At 52.0% G+C, this 20,206-nt stretch carries 22 protein-coding genes; 6 read left to right on the plus strand and 16 right to left on the minus strand.

Translation table 11 applies throughout. The annotated features are described in order from the left end of the window. From BLP47_RS08490 to BLP47_RS00020, 3 genes are all read left to right on the plus strand, one after another. Nucleotides 1-1,253: hypothetical protein (locus BLP47_RS08490; RefSeq protein WP_197672375.1), on the plus strand; the 1,253-nt coding region annotated here is incomplete at its 5' end. 110 nt (nt 1,254-1,363) lie between these two features. Further along, nucleotides 1,364-2,389, plus strand: coding sequence for a LacI family DNA-binding transcriptional regulator (locus BLP47_RS00015; protein WP_091849143.1), 1,026 nt, complete (start codon nt 1,364-1,366; stop codon nt 2,387-2,389). 9 nt (nt 2,390-2,398) lie between these two features. Continuing rightward, nucleotides 2,399-2,887: a YajQ family cyclic di-GMP-binding protein gene (locus BLP47_RS00020; protein WP_091849144.1), complete on the plus strand. Its 489-nt coding sequence runs from the start codon at nt 2,399-2,401 to the stop codon at nt 2,885-2,887. Here the strand turns inward: BLP47_RS00020 and manA are convergent. The 6 genes from manA to BLP47_RS00050 are packed head-to-tail and all read right to left on the minus strand — an operon-like array spanning nt 2,884 to nt 8,596. After that, entirely contained in the window at nt 2,884-3,954 is a 1,071-nt protein-coding gene (gene manA / locus BLP47_RS00025; RefSeq protein ID WP_157671241.1) for a mannose-6-phosphate isomerase, class I, read from the minus strand. The genes BLP47_RS00020 and manA overlap by 4 nt on opposite strands. A gap of 10 nt (nt 3,955-3,964) precedes the next feature. After that, on the minus strand, nt 3,965-5,239 hold the full coding sequence (locus tag BLP47_RS00030; protein ID WP_091849155.1) for a hypothetical protein: 1,275 nt from the start codon (nt 5,237-5,239) through the stop codon (nt 3,965-3,967). A 2-nt stretch (nt 5,240-5,241) separates the two neighbouring features. Continuing rightward, nucleotides 5,242-6,591, minus strand: coding sequence for an FAD-dependent oxidoreductase (locus tag BLP47_RS00035; protein ID WP_091849166.1), 1,350 nt, complete (start codon nt 6,589-6,591; stop codon nt 5,242-5,244). Nucleotides 6,592-6,605: 14 nt separating this feature from the next. Continuing rightward, on the minus strand, nt 6,606-7,604 hold the full coding sequence (locus tag BLP47_RS00040) for a polyprenyl synthetase family protein (RefSeq protein WP_091849167.1): 999 nt from the start codon (nt 7,602-7,604) through the stop codon (nt 6,606-6,608). Beyond that, the gene (locus BLP47_RS00045; RefSeq protein WP_091849168.1) at nt 7,604-8,293 is read right to left on the minus strand and encodes a class I SAM-dependent methyltransferase; all 690 of its coding nucleotides are present in this window, start codon (nt 8,291-8,293) and stop codon (nt 7,604-7,606) included. Before BLP47_RS00045 ends, BLP47_RS00040 begins: the two co-directional genes overlap by 1 nt. 9 nt (nt 8,294-8,302) lie before the next feature. Further along, entirely contained in the window at nt 8,303-8,596 is a 294-nt protein-coding gene (locus BLP47_RS00050; RefSeq protein ID WP_157671242.1) for a hypothetical protein, read from the minus strand. 57 nt (nt 8,597-8,653) lie between these two features. Here BLP47_RS00050 and BLP47_RS00055 point away from each other — a divergent pair, with 57 nt between their 5' ends. Beyond that, nucleotides 8,654-9,889, plus strand: coding sequence for an isochorismate synthase MenF (locus BLP47_RS00055; protein WP_091849179.1), 1,236 nt, complete (start codon nt 8,654-8,656; stop codon nt 9,887-9,889). Here the strand turns inward: BLP47_RS00055 and menD are convergent. Beyond that, a complete protein-coding gene (menD, locus tag BLP47_RS00060) occupies nt 9,886-11,424 on the minus strand; it encodes a 2-succinyl-5-enolpyruvyl-6-hydroxy-3-cyclohexene-1-carboxylic-acid synthase (protein ID WP_091849187.1) in 1,539 nt (512 codons plus the stop codon). The two genes, BLP47_RS00055 and menD, sit on opposite strands and share 4 nt — an antisense overlap. After that, entirely contained in the window at nt 11,421-11,726 is a 306-nt protein-coding gene (locus tag BLP47_RS00065) for a PLD nuclease N-terminal domain-containing protein (protein ID WP_091849191.1), read from the minus strand. The genes menD and BLP47_RS00065 overlap by 4 nt, the downstream gene beginning before the upstream one ends. A gap of 41 nt (nt 11,727-11,767) precedes the next feature. On the opposite strand from BLP47_RS00065, the gene BLP47_RS00070 reads away from it, so the two are divergent. Then, complete coding sequence (locus tag BLP47_RS00070; protein WP_091849192.1) at nt 11,768-12,067, plus strand: DUF4229 domain-containing protein; 300 nt, start codon at nt 11,768-11,770, stop codon at nt 12,065-12,067. Here the strand turns inward: BLP47_RS00070 and BLP47_RS00075 are convergent. From BLP47_RS00075 to BLP47_RS00085, 3 genes are read right to left on the minus strand one after another with little or no spacing between them, the layout of a single operon-like run. Continuing rightward, on the minus strand, nt 12,023-12,907 hold the full coding sequence (locus tag BLP47_RS00075; protein WP_091849193.1) for a 1,4-dihydroxy-2-naphthoate polyprenyltransferase: 885 nt from the start codon (nt 12,905-12,907) through the stop codon (nt 12,023-12,025). The two genes, BLP47_RS00070 and BLP47_RS00075, sit on opposite strands and share 45 nt — an antisense overlap. Before the next feature lie 10 nt (nt 12,908-12,917). Next, on the minus strand, nt 12,918-14,000 hold the full coding sequence (locus BLP47_RS00080) for an AMP-binding protein (RefSeq protein ID WP_091849194.1): 1,083 nt from the start codon (nt 13,998-14,000) through the stop codon (nt 12,918-12,920). Then, nucleotides 14,000-14,884, minus strand: coding sequence for a 1,4-dihydroxy-2-naphthoyl-CoA synthase (locus BLP47_RS00085; RefSeq protein WP_091849195.1), 885 nt, complete (start codon nt 14,882-14,884; stop codon nt 14,000-14,002). Before BLP47_RS00085 ends, BLP47_RS00080 begins: the two co-directional genes overlap by 1 nt. A 17-nt stretch (nt 14,885-14,901) precedes the next feature. On the opposite strand from BLP47_RS00085, the gene BLP47_RS00090 reads away from it, so the two are divergent. Beyond that, a complete protein-coding gene (locus BLP47_RS00090) occupies nt 14,902-15,870 on the plus strand; it encodes an o-succinylbenzoate synthase (protein ID WP_091849197.1) in 969 nt (322 codons plus the stop codon). On the opposite strand, the gene ccsB is transcribed toward BLP47_RS00090, so the two are convergent. Genes ccsB through BLP47_RS00115 form a run of 5 tightly spaced genes read right to left on the minus strand, consistent with a single transcriptional unit; the run spans nt 15,865 to nt 20,203 of the window. Next, on the minus strand, nt 15,865-16,740 hold the full coding sequence (gene ccsB, locus BLP47_RS00095; RefSeq protein ID WP_091849198.1) for a c-type cytochrome biogenesis protein CcsB: 876 nt from the start codon (nt 16,738-16,740) through the stop codon (nt 15,865-15,867). The two genes, BLP47_RS00090 and ccsB, sit on opposite strands and share 6 nt — an antisense overlap. A 2-nt stretch (nt 16,741-16,742) precedes the next feature. Continuing rightward, nucleotides 16,743-18,185 carry a cytochrome c biogenesis protein ResB gene (locus BLP47_RS00100; protein WP_091849199.1) on the minus strand — a complete coding sequence of 481 codons (1,443 nt, stop codon included), beginning with the start codon at nt 18,183-18,185 and terminating at the stop codon, nt 16,743-16,745. Between the two features lie 43 nt (nt 18,186-18,228). Next, entirely contained in the window at nt 18,229-18,951 is a 723-nt protein-coding gene (locus BLP47_RS00105) for a cytochrome c biogenesis CcdA family protein (RefSeq protein WP_172807157.1), read from the minus strand. Further along, nucleotides 18,948-19,553, minus strand: a complete 606-nt coding sequence (locus BLP47_RS00110; RefSeq protein ID WP_091849207.1) for a TlpA disulfide reductase family protein — start codon at nt 19,551-19,553, stop codon at nt 18,948-18,950. The genes BLP47_RS00105 and BLP47_RS00110 overlap by 4 nt, the downstream gene beginning before the upstream one ends. Continuing rightward, nucleotides 19,550-20,203, minus strand: a complete 654-nt coding sequence (locus tag BLP47_RS00115) for a histidine phosphatase family protein (protein WP_091849208.1) — start codon at nt 20,201-20,203, stop codon at nt 19,550-19,552. Before BLP47_RS00115 ends, BLP47_RS00110 begins: the two co-directional genes overlap by 4 nt. Between the last annotated feature and the right edge of the window lie 3 nt (nt 20,204-20,206).

Raw genomic sequence — 20,206 nt, forward strand, 5'->3', positions numbered from 1 at the left:
CTGGTTCTGGTTCTGGTTCTGGTTCTGGTTCTGGTTCTGGTTCTGGTTCTGGTTCTGGTTCTGGTTCTGGTTCTGGTTCTGGTTCTGGTTCTGGTTCTGGTTCTGGTTCTGGTTCTGGTTCTGGTGAGACCCAAGGGACTATTGTGAATCTCCCCGGGATAATCCAAGGCCCCTCTTCTCCAGTTGTGGCCGTGAGATTTGACTCGATTCCAGCCAAAGTCACAGTTACCGCCAGAAGCGCTGGCTCAGACGCAAGCCCAAAGATTGAGCTAGTTCAGGCAAAGGCATTCGATGCTCGCGATTTGGGAGCGTCCGAGCTTCCCAGATATCACGCCTTTGAATACTTCACACTGACTGGTGTCCTGACTAACGCAGCAGGGCAGGTTATTCCCGGTGGGACGGTGCAAATCAGCGCGCCAGGACTTCTCTTTTCCACAGGAGCGCCAAGCGAGTCATTGAGACAAAACTTCGCAGTGGGCTCGATCACTGTAACTAGCTCAGACACCGGCGAGTACTCAGTCCAGGTCCGTTCAAATTTTGCTGGCGAGCAAATTGTAGTCATAAGAAGTGGATCTAAGACGACAGCCAAAGTGCTGACATTCGACGATGCCCAAGAAGGGACCGGAACCCAACTCGTTATTGAGGCGCCTCAAATAGCCAAGGATTCTAGTTTCGTAGTTGCAATTCAATTAAAAGATGTCTTTGGCAACAGAGTCCAGACCTCTGCCACTGGGACATTTTCATTGAGTTACTCCGGCCCGGGGACACCGTCATCGATTCCATTGAATTTAGATGCCGCTGGTTTTGCTAGCTTCAGGGTTGACATTGGTGAAAACGACCATGGCACTGGAACAATCACTGCGAGCTTCGATGGTGATTCCGACCCGAGAACTTTGGAAAACAACATTGTTGAAAAGCGCCTCGTTTATGTCGGGGACCTGTCCCTATCTGGCGCCGGCTCGTCTTCTGACGTCGGTGACCCATTCTCATCTGGCGCCGATGACTCAACCTCATCTCTGAGGAAAGTCACCGTCGGATCATTCAAGGGTTTCGTTGTTGTCTACACACTCGGCTATGAAGGACACCGTCTTAGCGCCAAGATTGGCAAAGACTGGGTAATCGTTCCATCTATCCCGGCAGTCACTCACAACCTCTTTCGCTGGGCAGAGAAGGTCGGCTTCGGGGTGGACTGCGCCGTGCGCATATTCGTAGACAAGGTTCTAATTCAAACGGTTTATCTCACCACTAAGTAGTCGTGAGTTTCCCGCCTGGCTGCGGATGAGCTGTTTATTTTCCTCGCTGAACTCGAGTAAGGCCCAGAAAATCAGACAAATCCATTTGGAAAGCTTTACAATTTTTACAAATGGTAGGAATTATTGAAGTAGCGCAGCGGGCTGGCGTCTCCACAGCCACGGTGTCCAGGGCACTTAACGGCAAAGCCCACGTTTCAGCCCGAGCTCGTGAAAAGGTCCTCAAGGCCGCGCAGGAGCTTGGCTACGTGGCATCATCCTCGGCTTACAGCCTCGCCACCGGAAGATCCAAGAACATTGGGGTGGTGATGCCGTTTATTGACCGCTGGTATTTTTCCAACCTGTTGGAAAATGCGGTCAATGCCTTGGTGGCCAGAGGCTATGACGTGACTCTCTATAACCTCTCCGGAGGAGAAACTCACCGTCGAAGAATCTTTGAAGACCTCGTGCTAAGAAAGCGAGTTGATGGCGTCTTGACCGTGGCGGTAAAGCTTTCACCCCAAGAGCTCAGCCGACTAAGCGAGATAAACAAGCCGATCATTGGAATTGGTGGCCCAATTCCAGGGGCTCGATCCTTAGCGATAGACGACGAGGGCGCAGGACGATTGGCAACTCAACACTTGATTTCCCTCGGCCATACCGAGATCGGGATGATCTCGGGAACACCTGCTACTGAGATGGATTTTCACCAGCCGTACTTGCGTAAGACTGGATATCACGAGGCTTTGCTGGATGCCAATTTAGACTTCCATCCGCAGTGGATGGCGGAGGCTGACTTCACGGTTCCCGGCGGGTATCACGCTGCCAAGCAAATGCTTGGTGATCCAAGAAACGCTCCAACTGCGATCTTCTGCGCCTCGGACGAGATGGGCTTTGGGGCAATTCAAGCAGCCAGAGACTTGGGTTATCGTGTTCCCCAAGATATATCCGTAATTGGCATGGATGGGCACCCGCTTGGAGAGTTTTATGGCCTGTCCACTATTGAACAAAGACCCAGTGCTCAAGGAGTCAAGGGGGCAAACATGATCGTGGACATCATTGAATCTGAGGACCCGAAACAACTCCTGAATTTTGAGCAAGTGAATCAGTGGCCCATAGAGCTTTTGGTTCGCTCCTCAACTGCCAAGCGTTCTAGTTAGACTTTGGGCATGGCTGATTCAACATTCGACATCGTATCCAAAGTAGATAAGCAAGAAGCGGATAACGCTCTGAACCAAACCTCCAAAGAAGTCGAGCAACGCTACGATTTCAAGGGAACTGGTGCTGAGATTTCCAACAGCGGCGAAAAGATCATGATCAAAGCCAACTCCCCAGAGCGGGCCAAGGCTGTTTTAGATGTCTTTGAAACCAAGCTAATCAAGCGCGGCATCTCTTTGAAGTCCCTTGATGTTGGAGAACCCTACGCCTCGGGCAAGGAATACCGCATGGAGATGAGCCTCAAAAGCGGCATCGACCAAGAACAAGCCAAAAAGATCTCAAAGATTATCCGAGACGAAGGCCCCAAGGGCGTGAAGCCAATCATTCAAGGAGACGAACTTAGAGTCAGCTCTAAATCTAGGGATGACCTGCAGGACACCATGGCGCTGTTGAAGTCTTCGAAACTGGATATCGACGTCCAGTTCACCAACTTTCGCTAGCCCATGGCCAGATAGCCAGTTCCGGAGCCAACCACCGAAAATAGTCTCGCATCCCCCAAGTAACCGGCCTGGCCCTTACGCAGAGTCAGGCTTTCATCCTGAGATGTTGAAATATTAAGTTCACCCGAGACGCAGACCACAATCGCAGAGCCATTTAGTTGGATATCCACCAGGAGATTCGACGAACTAGGCTCAACCCGATAAACATTGAAATCTGGAATTTCCACCCCGAACCGATGAAGCCCCTGAGCCAATTTTTGCTGAGAAACACGCGGCTCAATTAGGCTCTGAAAATCTAAAATTTGCATTAGCTCCCGAACATCAACTGGCTTTTGGGTCAAGCCGCCGCGCAACACGTTGTCACTGGCGGCCATCACCTCCACCCCCATGCCTTCAAGATATGCGTGGATGTTGCCAGCGGGTAAAAAGATTGCCTCGCCAGGTCTAAGGGCAACAAGATTCATCAGGACCGAAACTAAGATTCCGGCATCAGATGGGTGCTGGTGAAACAAGTCCTCAATCAACCGAGCTCTCTTGCGGCCCAACACGGTGCAGTTGGCAACAAGCTGCAATACCGCCGAAGCTGGGGCATCGTAGATCCAACGCATAGCGGCTTCAATGCCGGCAGCCTCAAAGGCTCCCCATAGCCCTGCCAGCGGAGTTGATGCAGCTGCTAGCAGCCTCAGATCCGCTTCTATCTCGGGAAGCGGTCGAAAGCCACACAGCGCCCGAAACTCGGTTATCGCAATCAAAAGCTCGGGCTTATGGTTGGCATCGGAATAAGACTTGTGGTTATTAGCAAACTGCATCCTGGCTCGATCCCTAGCTGGGTGCGCCTGAATTGAAAGTGGTTGGGCCGCAGCCAAAAACTTCACAAGGTATGGGAGCTCACCGACCCGGTCTAAAAGCGAACCATTAGCCGAGTCCGACACCATGGTCAAAGAACTCTTATGAGTGCCGAACCACACTTCGGCTATCGGATGATCTGGGGTTTCAATACCCAAAAGATCAGAAAGTAGTTCACTTGCGCCCCAGGCGTATGCCATGGGCTCGTTTTTAATTCTCAACAAAGTCAAACTAGGCCCTACCTTCCTCATCCACGATGATCACCGAAATGGGTCCGGTAGGCGGAGCTGCATCCGCCAACTCGCTGCGCCTAGCCTGCTTGGCGAATGTTGCGGCAATAAACCCGGCGCCAATTGCCAAAGTAATTGGGAAAAAGAATGCCAGCGGGAGACCCACGCCTTGAGCCAAGGCGCCCATCAAAGTCTTGGCCAACACCGTGACAGAGGAACTGAAAAGGCTAATGCTCGAGAGCGCCCAGGAGGTGGAGACCCCGGGGATGTGCCCGGCCGCGGAAGAAAACACCGGAGCCAAGGAAGATAGGCCCAACCCGGCTATCAGCCAGAGCGCTCCACTTACCGCGAGACCCAGATACTGATTGATGGCGGCCAGAGGAGCCGCAACCAAGGCCGTCACAGCAAAAGCTCCGGCCGCAATGAATGCTCCTCTAGAGGCAATTAGATTTGGGGGAAAACGCTTTGCCCAGCGGGTCAGTGAGAGTCTCCCGATGATCATGCCCGACATAAAGGTTGCGAAGGGGATTGAACGCAGCGCCAAATCGAGATTCAAAATATCTCTAGCAAACACGGCGGCCCAGTCAATAATTACAACCTCGGGAAAGACTCCAAAAAACATACCGAGGGCCAGCAGGGCCAACTGGGGCGGAAACTGGTAGAACTTGCGCTTAACCACCAGCGCCTTTTCTTCGATGTGGCCATCTTCTTGGCCATTCAAAAGCCAGCGATAGCAGAACTCAAACACCACCAGAGTGATGATTGCTACCGCTACTAAAAAGACTTCCAGACTCAGAAATACTGTCGAAAGACCACCGGAGATTGCTGCCGCCACGGCGCCAACCGCCCAGCCCGCGTGGAAGCGACCCATCACATTAATCTTTATTTGCTTCTGAATCAAAACCGCGTGGGAGTTAACAGCCACGCCCACCAAAGACATGAAGAAGTTGAACCCCATGTTTATAAAAAACCAAATTGCCGGCTCTGTGGAAAGGCCCAACAAGACCAACATCACCATTCCGCCATAGATGCCCCAACGGATAATCATCCTCGAACTAAAGCGCATAATCAGACGCGAGGCAAAAAACAAAGGGGCGATTGATCCGATAATTCCGAACCCAATGATTGTTCCCCACTCGGCGAATGAAACGCCCAGACGGTCGATGTACTCCGGAACCCAGGCCACCGAGGAAAGCGCTGCGTGACCCATGAAGATGAAGGTCGCCAGCATCGCAATCTGTGATTTACGTAGCCTTGCTGCGGTAAGTTTTGCCATCCCTAGCTCTCTGAAATATCTAGCATTTCTGAGCGATCAAATAGCTTGATGCGCTCTCGGCCCTGATTCTCACCAAGGGATCTTTCAGTCGAATCTATCTTGAGCCAACCCGGCCAGCCCACAAACCTAACAGCTTTTTTGTTTAGAGTCTCAATAATCTGGGATTCCCCCGGCCTAGAGGGTTTTAGCCACATCGGCTTATCGTCAATAACGTGACCAATGGTCTCGATTGCATCGGCCTTGGTGTGGCCAATGAGCCCTACCGGCCCGCGCTTGATCCAGCCGGTGCAATAGATTCCCGGGATCTGCAAGCCGGCGTCATCTAATACTCGACCACCATCGTTTGGAATGATGCCTTTTTTCTCATCGAAAGGTAATTCCGCGAGCGGCGACCCGTAATAACCGACCGCCCTGTAAAGGGCTTGAATTGGGAAAGTTTCGAACTCCCCGGTTGGCACAACGTTGCCCGTGCCGTCCAGCTTGGTGCGCTCTATCTCAAGTCCCGAAACCCGGCCCTGCGAATCCAGAACCCTGGTCGGAGAGGAGAAAAAGTGCAGGTGCAACCTGCGCTTTTGGGGATCTTGTTTATTTTCCTTGAGGCCTTCGAGGGTCTTAACCATGACGCGAACTTGATTGCTCGATTCGATCGCGGTCATCGAACCTTGGTCATACTGGAAGTCATCTTCATAAACAATTGCCTCGACACCCTCTAGGTGCAGTGCCTCGCGAAGCTCAAGTGGCGAGAACTTAACCTGGGCTGGGCCCCTCCTGCCGAAAACATGCACGTCGGTGACTGGCGATTTCTTGAGATTCTCATAAACATGGCTAGGAATATCGGTTGCCAAGAGATCCTCGGGACGCTTGATTAGCATCCGTGCAACGTCTAGGGCGACATTGCCGTTACCGATTACAGCTATCTGGCTGGCATCTAGCGGCCAATCCAGTGGGAAATCCGGGTGAGCGTCGTACCAGTTCACAAAATCGGCGGCACCGTAACTACCGGCAAGATCTACCCCGGGAACATTAAGTGCGGCATCCTTGATGGCTCCGGTGGCAAAAATAACAGCGTGGTAATGATCCTTAAGCTCATCCAAGCTAATGTCCACCCCGTAGGTCACATTGCCAAAGAATTGGATATCCCCGCGGTCCAAGACCTCGTAAAGCGCTTTGATAATTCCCTTAATTCTCGGGTGATCCGGAGCAACTCCGTAGCGCACTAACCCGTAGGGAGCTGGCAATGAATCAAAAAGATCAATAGAAACTTCAAAGTCTTTCTCGGACTTTAAAATCAGATCGGATGCGTAAATACCGGCGGGTCCTGACCCGATTACGGCAAGGCGAAGCTTTGACAAAATGTTTTCCTAACCTATCCCTGGCGCTCAACAACAGCGGCCGCGAATGCCTCGAGGGCAGACTTGACCGAACCAGCTGGTAATCCTGAAATCGCAGCTACCGCCTGATCGGCCCAGCGCTGAGTCTCCGTTTGAGCTTCGTCCATCACAACATGTGCTCGCAATTTCTCTAACACTTCCGGCAGGTTTTGCGCGGAGAGACCAGATTTGATCAGTTGAAGCAACTCAACTGATTCTTTGTCTTTGTGGTTCTCCAATAAAAATACTGGCAGCGTTGGGACACCGGCCAAAAGATCGGTTCCCGAGACCTTGCCGGATTGCTCCGTGGTGGACTGGATATCGATAATGTCATCTACCAGCTGAAAGGCAACACCGATACGTTCACCAAAAGCCTGCAGCGGTTGCTGGTAGCTCGCATCGGCTCCCGAGAGAAGTGCACCGAGTCTGGCGGATAGCGCAATAAGGGAGCCGGTTTTATCTCGCAACACGTCTAGATAATGAGCCAGCGGATCTTGGCCCTCTCGGGGCCCAATAGTCTCGTTCAGCTGACCCAGCACCAACTGCTCAAAGACTTGGGCCTGCATGGTGAGGGCCTCTTGGCCAAGCGATGCAACAATGTTTGAAGCCCTGGCGAATAATAGGTCTCCGGTAAGAATGGCGACGTTATTGCCCCAAACCAAATGCGCGGTGTCGACCCCACGCCTAGTGGAAGCCTGGTCCATCACGTCATCGTGATAGAGAGTCGCCAGGTGAGTAACTTCCATGACAACGGCTGCGTCCACAACCTCAGGAGCATCCGGGTCGCCAAGCTGAGCCGTTAGAAGAACCAAACCCGGGCGCATTCTTTTGCCGCCGGCCTTGGCTAGATGAGAGGACATCTCAGTCACCAGGGCATCCGCCGAGGTGGTGGCCGCGATGATGCGAGCCTCGACTTCGACCATGCGTGCTTCGAGATCTTTTAGCAGCTTGCGATCAGAAACCAGCCGCAGTTGTTTTGGAAGTGAATTGCCCATCAGCTCTTCAACCCCTGGTGCATGCAAACTATGCCTAGAGTCAGGTTTTTATAAGTTACTTCTTTGAATCCAACAGCCTCGATGTCCTTTTTGAGCACCGCCTGCTTCGGCCAAGCCGCAATCGAATCGGCTAAATAGTTATAAGCCTCTGGGGTTTTAGAAAAAACTCGAGAAAAAATCGGCAACACCTTCGCCAAATAAAATCTATAAAAAGGCCCAAGAATGCCCGGCACGTAGGAGAACTCACAAACCACCAACTTGCCACCCGGTTTTAGAACTCGATAAAACTCACCGAGAGCAACCTTGTGGTTCTCCACATTTCGAAGCCCGAAAGATATCGTCACCGCATCAAACTCTTTATCCGCAAAGGGCAATTTCATGGCATCCGCAAAAACGAATTCAAGTTCTGGGAACCGCTTTTTACCCTCGGCTTGCATGCCCTTTGAGAAATCAGCCGCCACGACTCGGACACCCGGCTTGAGAAAAGCCATCGAAGAGGTCCCGGTTCCAGCGGCGATGTCCAAAACAGCTTGGCCGCTTTGAGCATTCACAGCATCCGCTACGGCCTTGCGCCAGAGACGGGCTTGCCCAAAAGAAAGTAGGTCGTTTGTTTTGTCGTAACTCACCGCTACATCGTCAAACATCGCAGCTACTTCTGCGGGTTTTTTGTTTAGGTCTGCCTTGCTCACTAGGCAAGTCTAATCGGGGAGCCCCCGTTGTTTTTCCTTGTTTACCAAGGTGTAGACCACCAATCCAATCGAGCCAAATCCCAGCGTTAGGACCAGCGGGGTGATTGCATTGGCAAACTCGTCTGCAGGGGTGCGGTGAGTGATAACGATGTCTTCCATCAAGATCGGATCGGAAACTGTGGAATTGCCCTGTTGTTCATAGACGGTTGGGGGAATCACCTGCTCGTTGTGTTCTGACCCCTCGGCCAAGGGTGCGGATATCGCAAAGCCGAGTAACAGCGTTGCAATAATCCGCGTGATCAATTTGAGCTCCTGATTTAGAATTATTTCAGGATAGGTTGAAATGCCCAAGGATGCGACATGGTTAGTAATGTCTCAGCAAATCCAGAGCAAAAAGGACAAGAAATGCGATTGAAGGTGAAAACCACCGCGCTTAAGCACGCCCCAGTGCTTGAACTCGCCGGCAAATCGGTGTTTCTAAGAAGCGGCTCGCAGCTAATTGGCGAGGGTGTGGCCCACGTAATCTCTGCGACTGGGGAACACAGAATCCAAGAGCTTTCCAGTGCCTGGAAGGCCCTTTGCGAAGCCGCTCAAATAGATGATGAGGTGAAACTTGCCGGCAGCGGGTTAGTGGCCTTCACCTCGATCACTTTTTCGCCACTCAGCCAACGCCCAAGTGTTCTCATTATCCCTAGACGCCTAACCGTAATTAGAGAGGGAATCGCCTTTCAAACCCTTGTTGAGACTGACTCACCCGAACTTTCAACCGCGCTCTTTGCCCCCGAGGGCAAATTAGTAGAAGGAAGCCAGTCAAGCAGCGGTTTTCTGAAATCGGTCGAACTTGCAGTTGAGCAAATTTCGGACAGCGATTTAGCCAAGGTGGTGTTGAGCCGGGATTTAGTAATGCCCATCTCTGGCTCCCCCGATTTATCAAAAGCCCTCAATAGACTTTCAGCCCGATATCCACACTGCTGGACCTATGCAGTCGGTGAGGTGTTTGGGGCCTCCCCCGAATTATTACTCAGAGCCGAATCGGGTGAGGTTTCAGCTCGAGTGCTGGCTGGCACCGCAGCTCGCGGCACCGACCCTGATGTTGATCGCGCGATAGCCGAAGGCCTAGCTCACTCGATTAAAAACAAGCAGGAGCACGCCTTCGCAGTTGATTCACTGCTCGAAAAACTGGATCCATTTTGCGAGCAAATCACCAGGGACAACGAGCCGTTTTCTTTAGCGTTGCCGGACCTCTGGCACCTTGCCACCGATGTGACTGGCAAGCTCAGGGAGAAGACCTCACTACTGGACATCGTGGCTCAGCTTCACCCAACCGCCGCAGTTGCAGGCACACCAAGAAAACTTGCTCAAGACCTGATCGCAGAATTAGAACCTTTCGATCGCGGTGGTTATGCGGGACCGGTGGGCTGGCTGGCATCGGATGGAAGTGGCGAACTAGCAATTGCGCTACGCGGTGGAATTATTGAAGAAAACCAGATCAGGGCAATCGCCGGTTGCGGGATTGTTGCTGGGTCTGACCCACAAGCAGAGCTAGAGGAAACCGAGCTCAAGTTTCGCGCCGTGAGATACGCTTTCGATTCTTAGAGCGAAACCTCGATCAGCACAAACCCACCCAGTGAAAGCAATGGCTTCAGGTCTTGGGCCTTTGAAATCTTGAAGTATTGCCAGCCGTAGGCGGCGGCGAGCGCCCCAAGGTCGACCCGCTGCGGGGTGCGAAAGAGCAAGTCGAATTGATCTAGGTCAATCAGATTCGCCATTTCGAGTTTTCCAAATATCTCACCGCCGTTATCGTTTCCGATAATAAGTTGCAGATCAAGGTTTTTAAAACCCGAAAGATTCAGGCCGCCAACATCGTGCAACAGGGCCAGATCACCCAAAAGCACTCGGGTCTTAAACCCCGCCTGAGCTAAGCCCAAACCAGTCGAGATCGTGCCGTCAATACCGGACAGTCCTCGATTAGAAAAAGCCTTGATCTCCTTCGCAGTCACCGCCTTATCCGCTTGGCGAATCAACTCCGAGGCGGCAAATAGCAGCTGCTCGTCCTTTTGGGTTTCATCCCAAAGCGTCTTTGCAATCTCGGCCCTGGTTCCGGTTGCAGGAATGTCGGCTTGGCTAAAAGACTCCAGCCAGTCGGCTGATGCTTCGCCCTTGGGCACCGCCGAATCGGAGAAACCCAAGGCGTTGAGGCCGGCATTGAAGTGTCCGTGGGATTTATCTTTCACCACCCACACTTCGGTGTTTTTGATCAGTCGCATAATTGGCCTGGAAAGAGTGGGCTTGCCAAAAACAATTACCTTATTTATGCGGTCAAATAACTCAGTGCCCAAAAGGTCCTGGTAGTTGACAATCATGTTTTCGCCGAACCGAGCCCTCGAAGACGGTTCCGCAAAAAGAGGCAGCTTCGCAGCTTCGGCAAACTCCTGTGCCCTTGCCCCGGCCCCGGCTCCTGCAATCACAACGCAGCCGTCACCCACCGATATCTCTGAGACGTTATCGTGCCGCTTTTGGACTGGGAGTGCTCTTCTTGCAATCCCCCTGAGGACACCAACAGCGGTCGGCTCAGCTCCTGAAAGCGGCTCATCGTATTGCAAATTGAGTTGAACTGGCCCCGCTATTGCGGCCTCGTGGCTGGCGCCCAGGCTCGCTGCCACTAGCTCACGCATTAGCTCCGACACGTTCGGAACATGGTGCTTGGTTGGCGCGGGGATATCGATGCAGGCTCTCACCGCGTCGGCAAAAATCCCCACCTGATTGGTTGTTTGATTTGCCCCTGTGCCACGCAGCCTCGAAGGGCGATCAGCGGTTAGCAAGATCAGCGGCACACCGCTGTGGTGTGCTTCAAGCACTGCGGGGTGGAGATTCGCTACGGCGGTTCCACTTGTCACTATCAAAACAGATGGGGTGCCGGTAGCGAGCGCCCTACCAAGTGCCACAAATCCCATCGAACGCTCGTCCAAAACCACTGTCAAGCTAATTTCATGGGCCTGAGCCAACTGTCCGGCGGCAATGGCTAGAGACTGACTTCTGGCCCCGGGGGCTAGGTAAAAGTTAGTAACTCCCCCCGCTACCAGTTCAGCTAGAACGCTTGCTGAAAGCTCCTGAGAAAAGCTTTGGGTCACTTAGGGTCATTGTCGTCATTGCGCTTTTTCAAAAAGCGATTGATGTCTCTTAAAAAGTTTGGGTCATCGTCCGGGGCAATGGTCTTGCCCTTGCCCTTTGGGCCTCCGGTATCTTTGCCCAAGGGTCTTCCAACCATCAGGTACAAGAGCCCTCCGAAGAATGGAACAGCCACGCACAGAATAATCCAGGCCCACTTGGGCAGGGCCCTTACTTCGTTCTTCTCGGCGCTAATCGCGAACACGGTCGTGAAGACCATCCAGATCACCAAAAATGCAAGTGTTATTAATGCCAGTCTTGTCATACTCTCAACCCTAGTTCAGCCTCTCGCTCTACACTAAATGTGTGATTAACCCTTGGTTCAGCTACACCCTCATCCGACTCGGACTATTCGTCGCCTTTTTTTGGGGTTTTGTAGCCCTTGGTTTCAACACATATGTAGCAGCAATTATTGCAGCCGGGGTCTCTTTTGCGATTTCTCTTTTGTTCTTGGATAAGCAGCGAAATGCCATGAGTCAGGCGGTCTCAAAGAAGCTAGCCCGCAACCCAAAGGGTAGCTACGACGATGCCGAGAGCGATCTAGAGAATGACATCGTCGATTCAGATACTAAGGCTGACGAAAAAGATACCAAAGGCGATAAGTAGTCCATAACCAAAACCGGCAAAGCTAGTGAGCTTCAAAACGGTTATCAGCTCTTTTGGAGTTTTCGCAGTTAGCAGAATGAAAGTTGCCGGAATCACCAGCGCCTGATTGAAAAGTGCAAAAATCGTCGCCGGGTAGAAGCTAATTAAAAGCAGGTTCACCAAAACCGGAAACCAAATCATGGCCACGAAAATACGCTTAGAAGTCTTTTCACCCAGCCTGACGGCAAGAGTCACCTTGCCAGATTTTTTATCGGTTTCGATATCGCGAATGTTATTTACCAGCAAAACTGCCGTGGCATAAAGACCGGATGCGACTCCGAGCATGACTGCCAGCGGGTCAATAAATCCGGTTTGAACAAAATTAGTTCCGATGGTTGCAACCAAACCAAAGAACACAAAAACCACTACTTCGCCCAGCCCGGCATAGCCGTAGGGGGACTTGCCCCCGGTGTAATACCAGGCCGCCAGAATTGCTAATAGCCCGATGAAAACCAAGAAGTACTGCCCCGAAATAATGATTATTGCCAGACCCGCGAGTGCCGCAATTCCAAAGAAGATGAACGCCGCATTTCGCACAGCAACCGGCCTTGCACTCTTTGAAGCCGTGATGCGCTTGGGTCCGACTCGATTATCGTCGGTTCCACGAATGCCATCTGAGTAATCATTCGCGTAGTTCACGCCAATCTGCAGAGCTAGGGCAACCACCAGAGCCAAAATTGTCAAGCCCAAATCAAACCGATCCACTGTGGAGGCGGTGGCGCTACCCAGCAATACCGGGGCAATGGCTAGCGGCAAGGTGCGCACTCGGGCGCCGGTGATCCAAATCTTTATCTGTGACATCGGCTAAATGCTAGTTCGCTAAAAGCGATTGAATCGCCAAATGGTCTGGTTTTCCAGAAATAAGCCTGGGTAAAGATTCCAGGCGAACTACCTTCGAAGGCTTAGCGGCCTTGGAGAATTCGGTCTCCAAAAAAGATAAATCTAATTCTTTGAACCCCACATAAACAATGCCAACCGACTGCCCCCATAAGGTGTTTAAGGGCTCGGCGGATATTTCAGTGACTCCGGGTTCGGCTAATAAGCGCTGTTCGATTGAATCAAGCGAGACCTTCAGCCCACCAGAAATAATTACCCGATCCGCTCGCCCCAAAACCTCAAGTCGACCAGCTTCGAAACTCCCCAAATCACTCGTCAGGAACTTATCCCCAAGGTTATTCGCCAGCATGTCACCCGCGACTGCTATCAGGCCCTTTTCAATAGAGATCTCTACGCCCTGTAGTGGCAGCTGATCGTAAACGCAGCCCCCGGCAGTCTCGGCCATCCCGTAACTCACAACCACGTTCACACCCAGCTCCTTGAATTCCGCAACCTCTTTGAGGTTCGGCGCCTGACCCCCCACCAGAAGCGCGCTAAAGCCTCTGAGCGTCCTCAACGCATACTCATCCAACTTGGCGTGGGTAAGAAGTTTGGAGAGCTGAACTGGCACCAGTGAGCTGTATCTACGCTCATGATTTAGCTGTCCAGCATGAAGGATAAAAGCCTCGGAGGTGAAGGGCACCCTTGTGTTCATCATGACGGGCTGGGTCTCGGCAATAATCGAGCGAATCAGGATGTTGCTTCCGGCCACAAAATTGATTGGCAACGCCAGAAGCCACTGACCGTGACCTCCAAGTCGCTCTGCCGATGCGTTGGCGCTCGCCAGCAGGGCCTTTTTCGAAAGTTCGATTCGCTTTGGGACACCGGTTGATCCCGAGCTTTCAACAATCAACGCGGCGCCATCTTCAACCTGATCTGGCAAGCCCTGAAGCTCTGGCATCACACCATTGGTCTCAGGAGCCGTTATAAAAACTGCACACTTATCAGCCAAAACATCAATCATCAGATTCAGCGCAGCGAACGTATCGTTCGCTGCCACAAGACGCAACGGCTTCATTAGAAATGCCAGGGGTAATCTGACCAGTCTGGTTTGCGCTTTTCTAAAAAGGCGTTCTTGCCTTCCTGGGCCTCATCGGTGCCATAGGCCAAGCGAGTTGCTTCGCCGGCAAACAGTTGCTGACCAACCAAGCCGTCATCAACAGCGTTAAAGGCATACTTCAGCATGCGAATTGCAGTGGGTGACTTACCTAGAATCTCCTTAGCCCACTCAATACCGGTCGTCTCTAAATCTTTATGCGGCACCACGGCGTTGACTACACCCATCTCCAACGCGCGTTGCGCATCGTATTCACGGCCCAAAAAGAAGATCTCTCGGGCGAATTTCTGACCCGTTTGCCTTGCCAAATAGGCCGATCCATAACCGGCATCAAAGGAACCGACATCGGCATCGGTTTGCTTGAATTTACCGTGCTCCTTGGATGCGATTGAAAGATCGCAAACCACATTCAAGGAGTGCCCGCCGCCAGCCGCCCAACCAGAAACTAGAGCTATCACGACTTTAGGCATAAACCTAATCAGCCGCTGCACCTCGAGGATATGCAAGCGACCCGAGGACTGATCCCCATATTCATAACCGTCCTTGCCGCGAACCCGCTGGTCTCCCCCCGAGCAAAAAGCCCAACCGCCATCCTTTGCGCTAGGACCATTTCCAGTCAGTAGCACAACGCCGACATCGGATTGCATGCGCGCGTGGTCAAGAGCCCTGTATAGCTCATCTACCGTTTGCGGGCGAAAAGCATTTCTAACCTCGGGGCGAGAAAAACCAATTCGAACCAAACCGAGTGATTCGTGTCGGTGATAGCTGATATCGATCAGCTGCTCGAAACCTGGGACCACTACCCAGCTGGGGGCATCAAAAATCTCAGAAACCTCAAAAGACATACCCATAGACTAATCGGATGCCGCAAGACCTGATAACGGATATAGCCGTTGTGAGAATTCCAATGCTGACCACTTTCAGAGGCTTGGCCTTTAGGGAAATGTTGATCTTCAGAGGATCTGAGCGCTTCTCGGAATTCTCCCCATTTTTAGAATATGAAGATCAAGAGTCAGCTATTTGGCTAAAGAGCTCCTTGAGCTGGGCCAATGACCCTTTACCAAAAGCCATCAGATCAAAGATTCCAATTAATGCAACTCTCCCGGCAGTATCCGCCGATCAAGTCGAGAGGGTTTTGCAGGGCTTCGGAGATTTTGAATCGGTAAAAATAAAGGTCGCAGAAACGGGTCAGGATTTCTCCCAAGATTTAGAAAGAATCCACAAGGTTCGCGAGCTCTACCCAACTGCCAAATTCCGAATAGATGCCAATGGGGGCTACTCAGTTGCCCAAGCCCTCGAACTAGCAAAGCTGATGGCGGGCTCGAACCTCGAATACCTCGAACAACCGGTAGCCACAATTCCAGAAATGGTCGAGCTTCATGACCTCATAGCTAAAGCCGATCTTGAGGTAAAGATTGCGGCAGATGAGTCAATTCGAAAGGCCCAAGATCCACTAGAGGTAGCCAGACTTGGGGCATGTGACATAGCTGTCATCAAGGTGGCTCCTATGGGTGGTGTAGAAAAGGCGCTAGAAATTGCCAATAAATCCGGCTTGGAGATTGTGGTGAGCTCCGCACTGGAATCCTCCATCGGAATTGCGCAAGGCTTGGCACTGGCCGCATCAATCCCAACCCTCAATTACCCTTGCGGGCTTGGGACGCTAAACCTAATGGCTGGGGACATTGTGAAGAATCCACTTAGAACCCAAAACGGATTCCTCGAATTCGATGTCCCCGAGATCGATTCAGAAATGCTCGAAAAATACCGAGCACCAAAGGATCGCGAAGAGTTTTGGATTAAACGCCTAGAGCGCTGTTTAGAGCTTCTATAGACCCGAGTAAACGTGAAGACCCTTGAAGAAAAGGTTCACGATTGTGAAGTTGAAGATTACGGCGAAAAACGCAATCAACCCGAGCCAGGCGGCCCGCTTGCCATTCCAGCCACGAGTCGCCATGGCGTGCAAATAACCGGCGTAGAGGGTCCAGATAATGAATGTCCAAACCTCTTTGGTGTCCCAGCCCCAGTAGCGGTGCCAGGCTCGCTCTGCCCAAATTGCGCCAGCAATCAAAGTGAAGCTCCACTGAACAAACCCGACCACATTAAACCGATACGCCAAACGCTCCAGAACCTCAAGCGATGGGAATCGATCCATCAGGTTTTTAGCGCGATTAGAGGCCTTGACCAAATAGGCGATGTGAAGCCCGGCGGCGACCGTGAAAAAGCCGGTGGCCAATACCGCAACGACTACGTGAATAACCAACCAGTAGCTTTGCAGTGCCGGCATCAGGGTTTTCACTTCCACATAGAAAAGCGAAACCGCTGCGAAAAGGATTACCAATATAAAGCCAGAGATGAAAGTTGCGATGAACCTTAAATCCTTGATTTTCATGGCACTGAGGTAAACCACCAGAATTAGAAACGCGGTTGAAATTGCGAATTCATACATATTCGCCCAGGGCACGCGGCCTGCGGCAACGCCGCGCAAAACGACTCCGATACCGAGCACAACGGTTCCAAAAATCAGGACTACAAACCCAGTTCTTTCCAACTTGCTAACCGGGACAACACCCTCGACTTTAGATAGCTGAGCCAGCTGAAAGGAGAAGAGCAGGAGCGCGACCGCGATAAAAGCCATCGCGGAGGAAACCAAAAGCAGCGAGACCTGAGATAGCGGCTCGTTTAGAACAATCACTGGCGTCATTTTTAGGCAATCTCTTTTTCTAGTCGTTTCTTGATTTCCATGGTGGCTTGCTCAAGTCTTTGGTCATCGCCTTTGGCAAGTGCTGCCATTTCGATGACTCCGTCTTGATTCACGCGCACCCAGACTCTCCTGCGTGGCCATAAGAGCGAAAGGGTCAGCGAGCCCAGCGCCAAAAGTGAGAATAACAACACCCACAGTCCGCCCGGGTTATACGCAAAATCAATCGATGCAAATCGCAATAACCCATCAAAGCTCACTGAACCCAAACCACCGGGAAGGTCCTTGGATTCCCCAACGGTCAGCATGATTGGGTCATTTGGTCCTTCTCGACTGGCCAAAGTCTCAAGGCTCGAAGTGTCAAGCGCGTAGACGTTTCGTGGAATTCCAGAATCTAGCCCAAGGTCGCCCTTATAAACATTCATCGTAAGAAGCGGGGAGAGTGGGTCAGGATAAATTGAGGTGTATGCACCGTTATCCAACTCTCCGGCGGTCGGGTAGAAAAAAGCAATGATGCCGATTTGGTCAGGGTTGGCATCGGGAGCCTTAATCACTCCGAGCGAGGTCATATTTGAATCCTGCGGCAAGAAAATTACCGGCCCAGAATAAGCAACGTCGCCATTGCCGTCTCTGACCGTAATCACCGGGGCAAAACCATTACCGGTCAAAAAGACATTCACCCCGGGAGCGGCTAATGGGTAATTCACTCGTATCTCGTCAGTGCTTGTTTCCTCACCCACGGTGGTGGTAGCCGTGGCAATGAAGTCAATCGGCTGGCCGATGTTCGCTACGTTATTCAGGTCGTAGAGCACATTGAAGTCATCGAGCGTGAGCGAGAAGGGCTTGAGTTCGGATTCATCAAATAAAGGCCCTGGAGAAAAGCTGTCGTAGCTGGCTAGGTTATTAACAAAGGTTTCACCTTCCACCAAAACCCGCTGGCCGTTGAAACTCAACCCGCCACCAACACCTACTGCGATCAAGACCCCAACCAGGCTGAAGTGAAAAACCAAGTTACCGGTCTCCTTGAGATAACCCTTTTCACTCGAAACACTGTTGCCCTGAACCTGGGTCTTATAGCGCATAGACTTCAGCACTTTTTGGGCTTTTTGAATCGCAAGTTCGGGATTGCCGGCAAGCTCATAATGAATTGTCATGCGCTTGAGATTGGTCGGGGTTTTTACTGGCTTGGCACGCATGGCGTCAAAGTGCACCTTGGTTCGTGGCACAACACAGCCCACCAAAGAGACAAACAGCAGGATGTAGATAGCCGAAAACCAAGCCGATGTATAGACATCGAAAAGCTGAAGACCATCCAGGACCCGAGCGAACTCTGGTTCTCGATCAAAGAACTCTTTCACGCCATTGGGGTCGGCGCTTCTTTGTGGATAGACCGAACCGGGAACCGCTGCGACCGCCAAAAGTAGTAGTAAAAATAGCGCATTGCGCATGCTGATTAGCTGCCGCCAAAACCACCTGGGCCAAAACGATAACTTAGAGAATAAGCTGGAAGCCACTTGTCACCCCCAGAAACCAGGTCATGAGCTGACTCCACAAACCAGTAGCAATCAAGACTCCAATCACAATCAATAGGCCACCGCCGAAAAGATTCAGTGCCCTTAGGTGCCGTTTTAGAAAATCAACCGACTTGGTGGCCCAGCCAAAGCCAGCAGCTATCAAAATAAAGGGTATCCCCATCCCAAGTGAGTAAATTGTGGCCAAGATTGCTCCCCTTGCTGGGTCCCCCGAATCAGAAGCCATCACCAGCACTGCAGCTAGGGTCGGTCCGATGCAAGGCGTCCATCCGAGCGCGAAAACTACTCCCAGAAGCGGCGCTCCCCAAAGCCCCGTCTTTGGGGATATTGGAAGTTTGAAGGTGCGCTGCATGAAGCCGAATCTTCCGATCATCACCAGGCCCAGAATTATCACTAACAATCCCAAAAGGGCCTGCACCCAAGGATTTCTGGTGATGAATAATAGGCCGGCTGTTCCCGCCACAACTCCAAGAGAAACAAACACGGTGGTGAAACCAAGCACAAATAAAGTAGCTCCAAGCATCACCCTGGATTTAGGGGCAGCATTACCTGCCACGTAACCCAGATAGCCAGGCACCAGAGGTAAGACGCAGGGGCTCAAAAAGCTAATCACACCGGCTAGAAGCGCCAATGGCATCGCAAGAAGCATCGACCCGGAAAGAATGACCTCGCCTGGGCTCACTCTGCCACCGCAGTTTTTATCAGTGTGCGCAAGATCGAAGCCTCGATTTTGCCCAAAATTCTTGCGGTTACCTTGCCTTGTTTATCAATCACCAACGTGGTTGGCACAGCCTGCGGGCTAACTATCCCCGAAAACGCCAGCGAGACCGATCCGGTTTGGGCATCCATCAGTGAGGGAAAGGTGATGCCGAAGTTGCGATCGAAAGCCAATGCGGTTGCAGCAGTGTCCCTAACATTCACCCCGATGAACTGAACCCCCTCATCCTTGAACTCTTCGCTTAGTGCAGCCAGATCCGGTGCCTCCGCTCTGCAGGGCGCGCAAGCCGAATACCACCAATTCATCACAATTACTTGACCAGCAAAGGCAGCCGAATCAAGCTGACCACCCGACTCGGTAACACCCGAAAAAGGTTCAAACCCGGGCCTTGAACCGAGGGAATATTCGGTAACCGTGCCGTCTCCCGCGATGTAGTTCTTATTGTCTCCGGAGCGAAATTGCTCGGCCAAAGGGTCTTGGGTGCAGCCCATTAGGCTGAGCGCCAGAGAGCCGACCAGCATAACCACCAGCCCAATAGACAGGGCTCTTGCGGTTTCACGCTTCATACCGCACCGCCATCAATTGCGTCCTTTTCGATGGAACTGGCGAACTCAACACCTGGTTCCCGGTAGTCAACCTCAACCAATTTGTCATCCCTAAATTCAAAAGAAGTGATCGAAGAAAGCGAGCAGCGCCTTGATCTTGGATCGTGGGGCAGAGCCAAGCCTTGAGTAGAACGGTAAAGCATCCAGATGGGAAGTTGATGGGAAACAATCACAACATCGCCCGGCAAATCGGTCGAACCATTCTCTAAAACAGAATCCAGCATGCGTGCCGAAATATCCACAAACGGCTCACCCCAGCTGGGCTTAGAAGGGTTGAGAAGTTTCAGGGCAAGGCTGGGGCGCTTGAGTACTGCCCTGGCGCCGATCTTGAGACCCCGAAATTCATTCCAAGGCTCAATCACACGCTCATCGAGAACTGGATCCAAGCCAAAAGCCTCAGCAATCGGCATTGCTGATTGCTGAGCTCGCAATAAAGGCGAGGCGATTAATTTTCTAACGGAGCGCCCGGATGCCACCAGCGAATCGGCTGCCGCTTGGGCCATTTGTTCGCCAAGTTCGCTTAGTCCAAAGCCATCAATTCGCTCGTAAAGCACGCCTTCGGGATTAAAAACTTCGCCGTGGCGCACTAGATGGAGTCGAGAAGCGGGCATACC

It is taken from the genome of Candidatus Aquiluna sp. UB-MaderosW2red (assembly GCF_900100865.1).
GTDB lineage: Bacteria > Actinomycetota > Actinomycetes > Actinomycetales > Microbacteriaceae > Aquiluna.

Bases quoted from the DNA above. Each gene is read 5' to 3' on its own strand.
- BLP47_RS00015 (WP_091849143.1), top strand. From the start codon at position 1,364: ATGGTAGGAATTATTGAAGTAGCGCAGCGGGCTGGCGTCTCCACAGCC.
- BLP47_RS00020 (WP_091849144.1), top strand. From the start codon at position 2,399: ATGGCTGATTCAACATTCGACATCGTATCCAAAGTAGATAAGCAAGAA.
- BLP47_RS00030 (WP_091849155.1), bottom strand. From the start codon at position 5,239: ATGGCAAAACTTACCGCAGCAAGGCTACGTAAATCACAGATTGCGATG.
- BLP47_RS00040 (WP_091849167.1), bottom strand. From the start codon at position 7,604: ATGGGCAATTCACTTCCAAAACAACTGCGGCTGGTTTCTGATCGCAAG.
- BLP47_RS00055 (WP_091849179.1), top strand. From the start codon at position 8,654: ATGGTTAGTAATGTCTCAGCAAATCCAGAGCAAAAAGGACAAGAAATG.
- BLP47_RS00065 (WP_091849191.1), bottom strand. From the start codon at position 11,726: ATGACAAGACTGGCATTAATAACACTTGCATTTTTGGTGATCTGGATG.
- BLP47_RS00075 (WP_091849193.1), bottom strand. From the start codon at position 12,907: ATGTCACAGATAAAGATTTGGATCACCGGCGCCCGAGTGCGCACCTTG.
- BLP47_RS00080 (WP_091849194.1), bottom strand. From the start codon at position 14,000: ATGAAGCCGTTGCGTCTTGTGGCAGCGAACGATACGTTCGCTGCGCTG.
- BLP47_RS00085 (WP_091849195.1), bottom strand. From the start codon at position 14,884: ATGTCTTTTGAGGTTTCTGAGATTTTTGATGCCCCCAGCTGGGTAGTG.
- BLP47_RS00090 (WP_091849197.1), top strand. From the start codon at position 14,902: ATGCCGCAAGACCTGATAACGGATATAGCCGTTGTGAGAATTCCAATG.
- ccsB (WP_091849198.1), bottom strand. From the start codon at position 16,740: ATGACGCCAGTGATTGTTCTAAACGAGCCGCTATCTCAGGTCTCGCTG.
- BLP47_RS00100 (WP_091849199.1), bottom strand. From the start codon at position 18,185: ATGCGCAATGCGCTATTTTTACTACTACTTTTGGCGGTCGCAGCGGTT.
- BLP47_RS00110 (WP_091849207.1), bottom strand. From the start codon at position 19,553: ATGAAGCGTGAAACCGCAAGAGCCCTGTCTATTGGGCTGGTGGTTATG.
- BLP47_RS00115 (WP_091849208.1), bottom strand. From the start codon at position 20,203: ATGCCCGCTTCTCGACTCCATCTAGTGCGCCACGGCGAAGTTTTTAAT.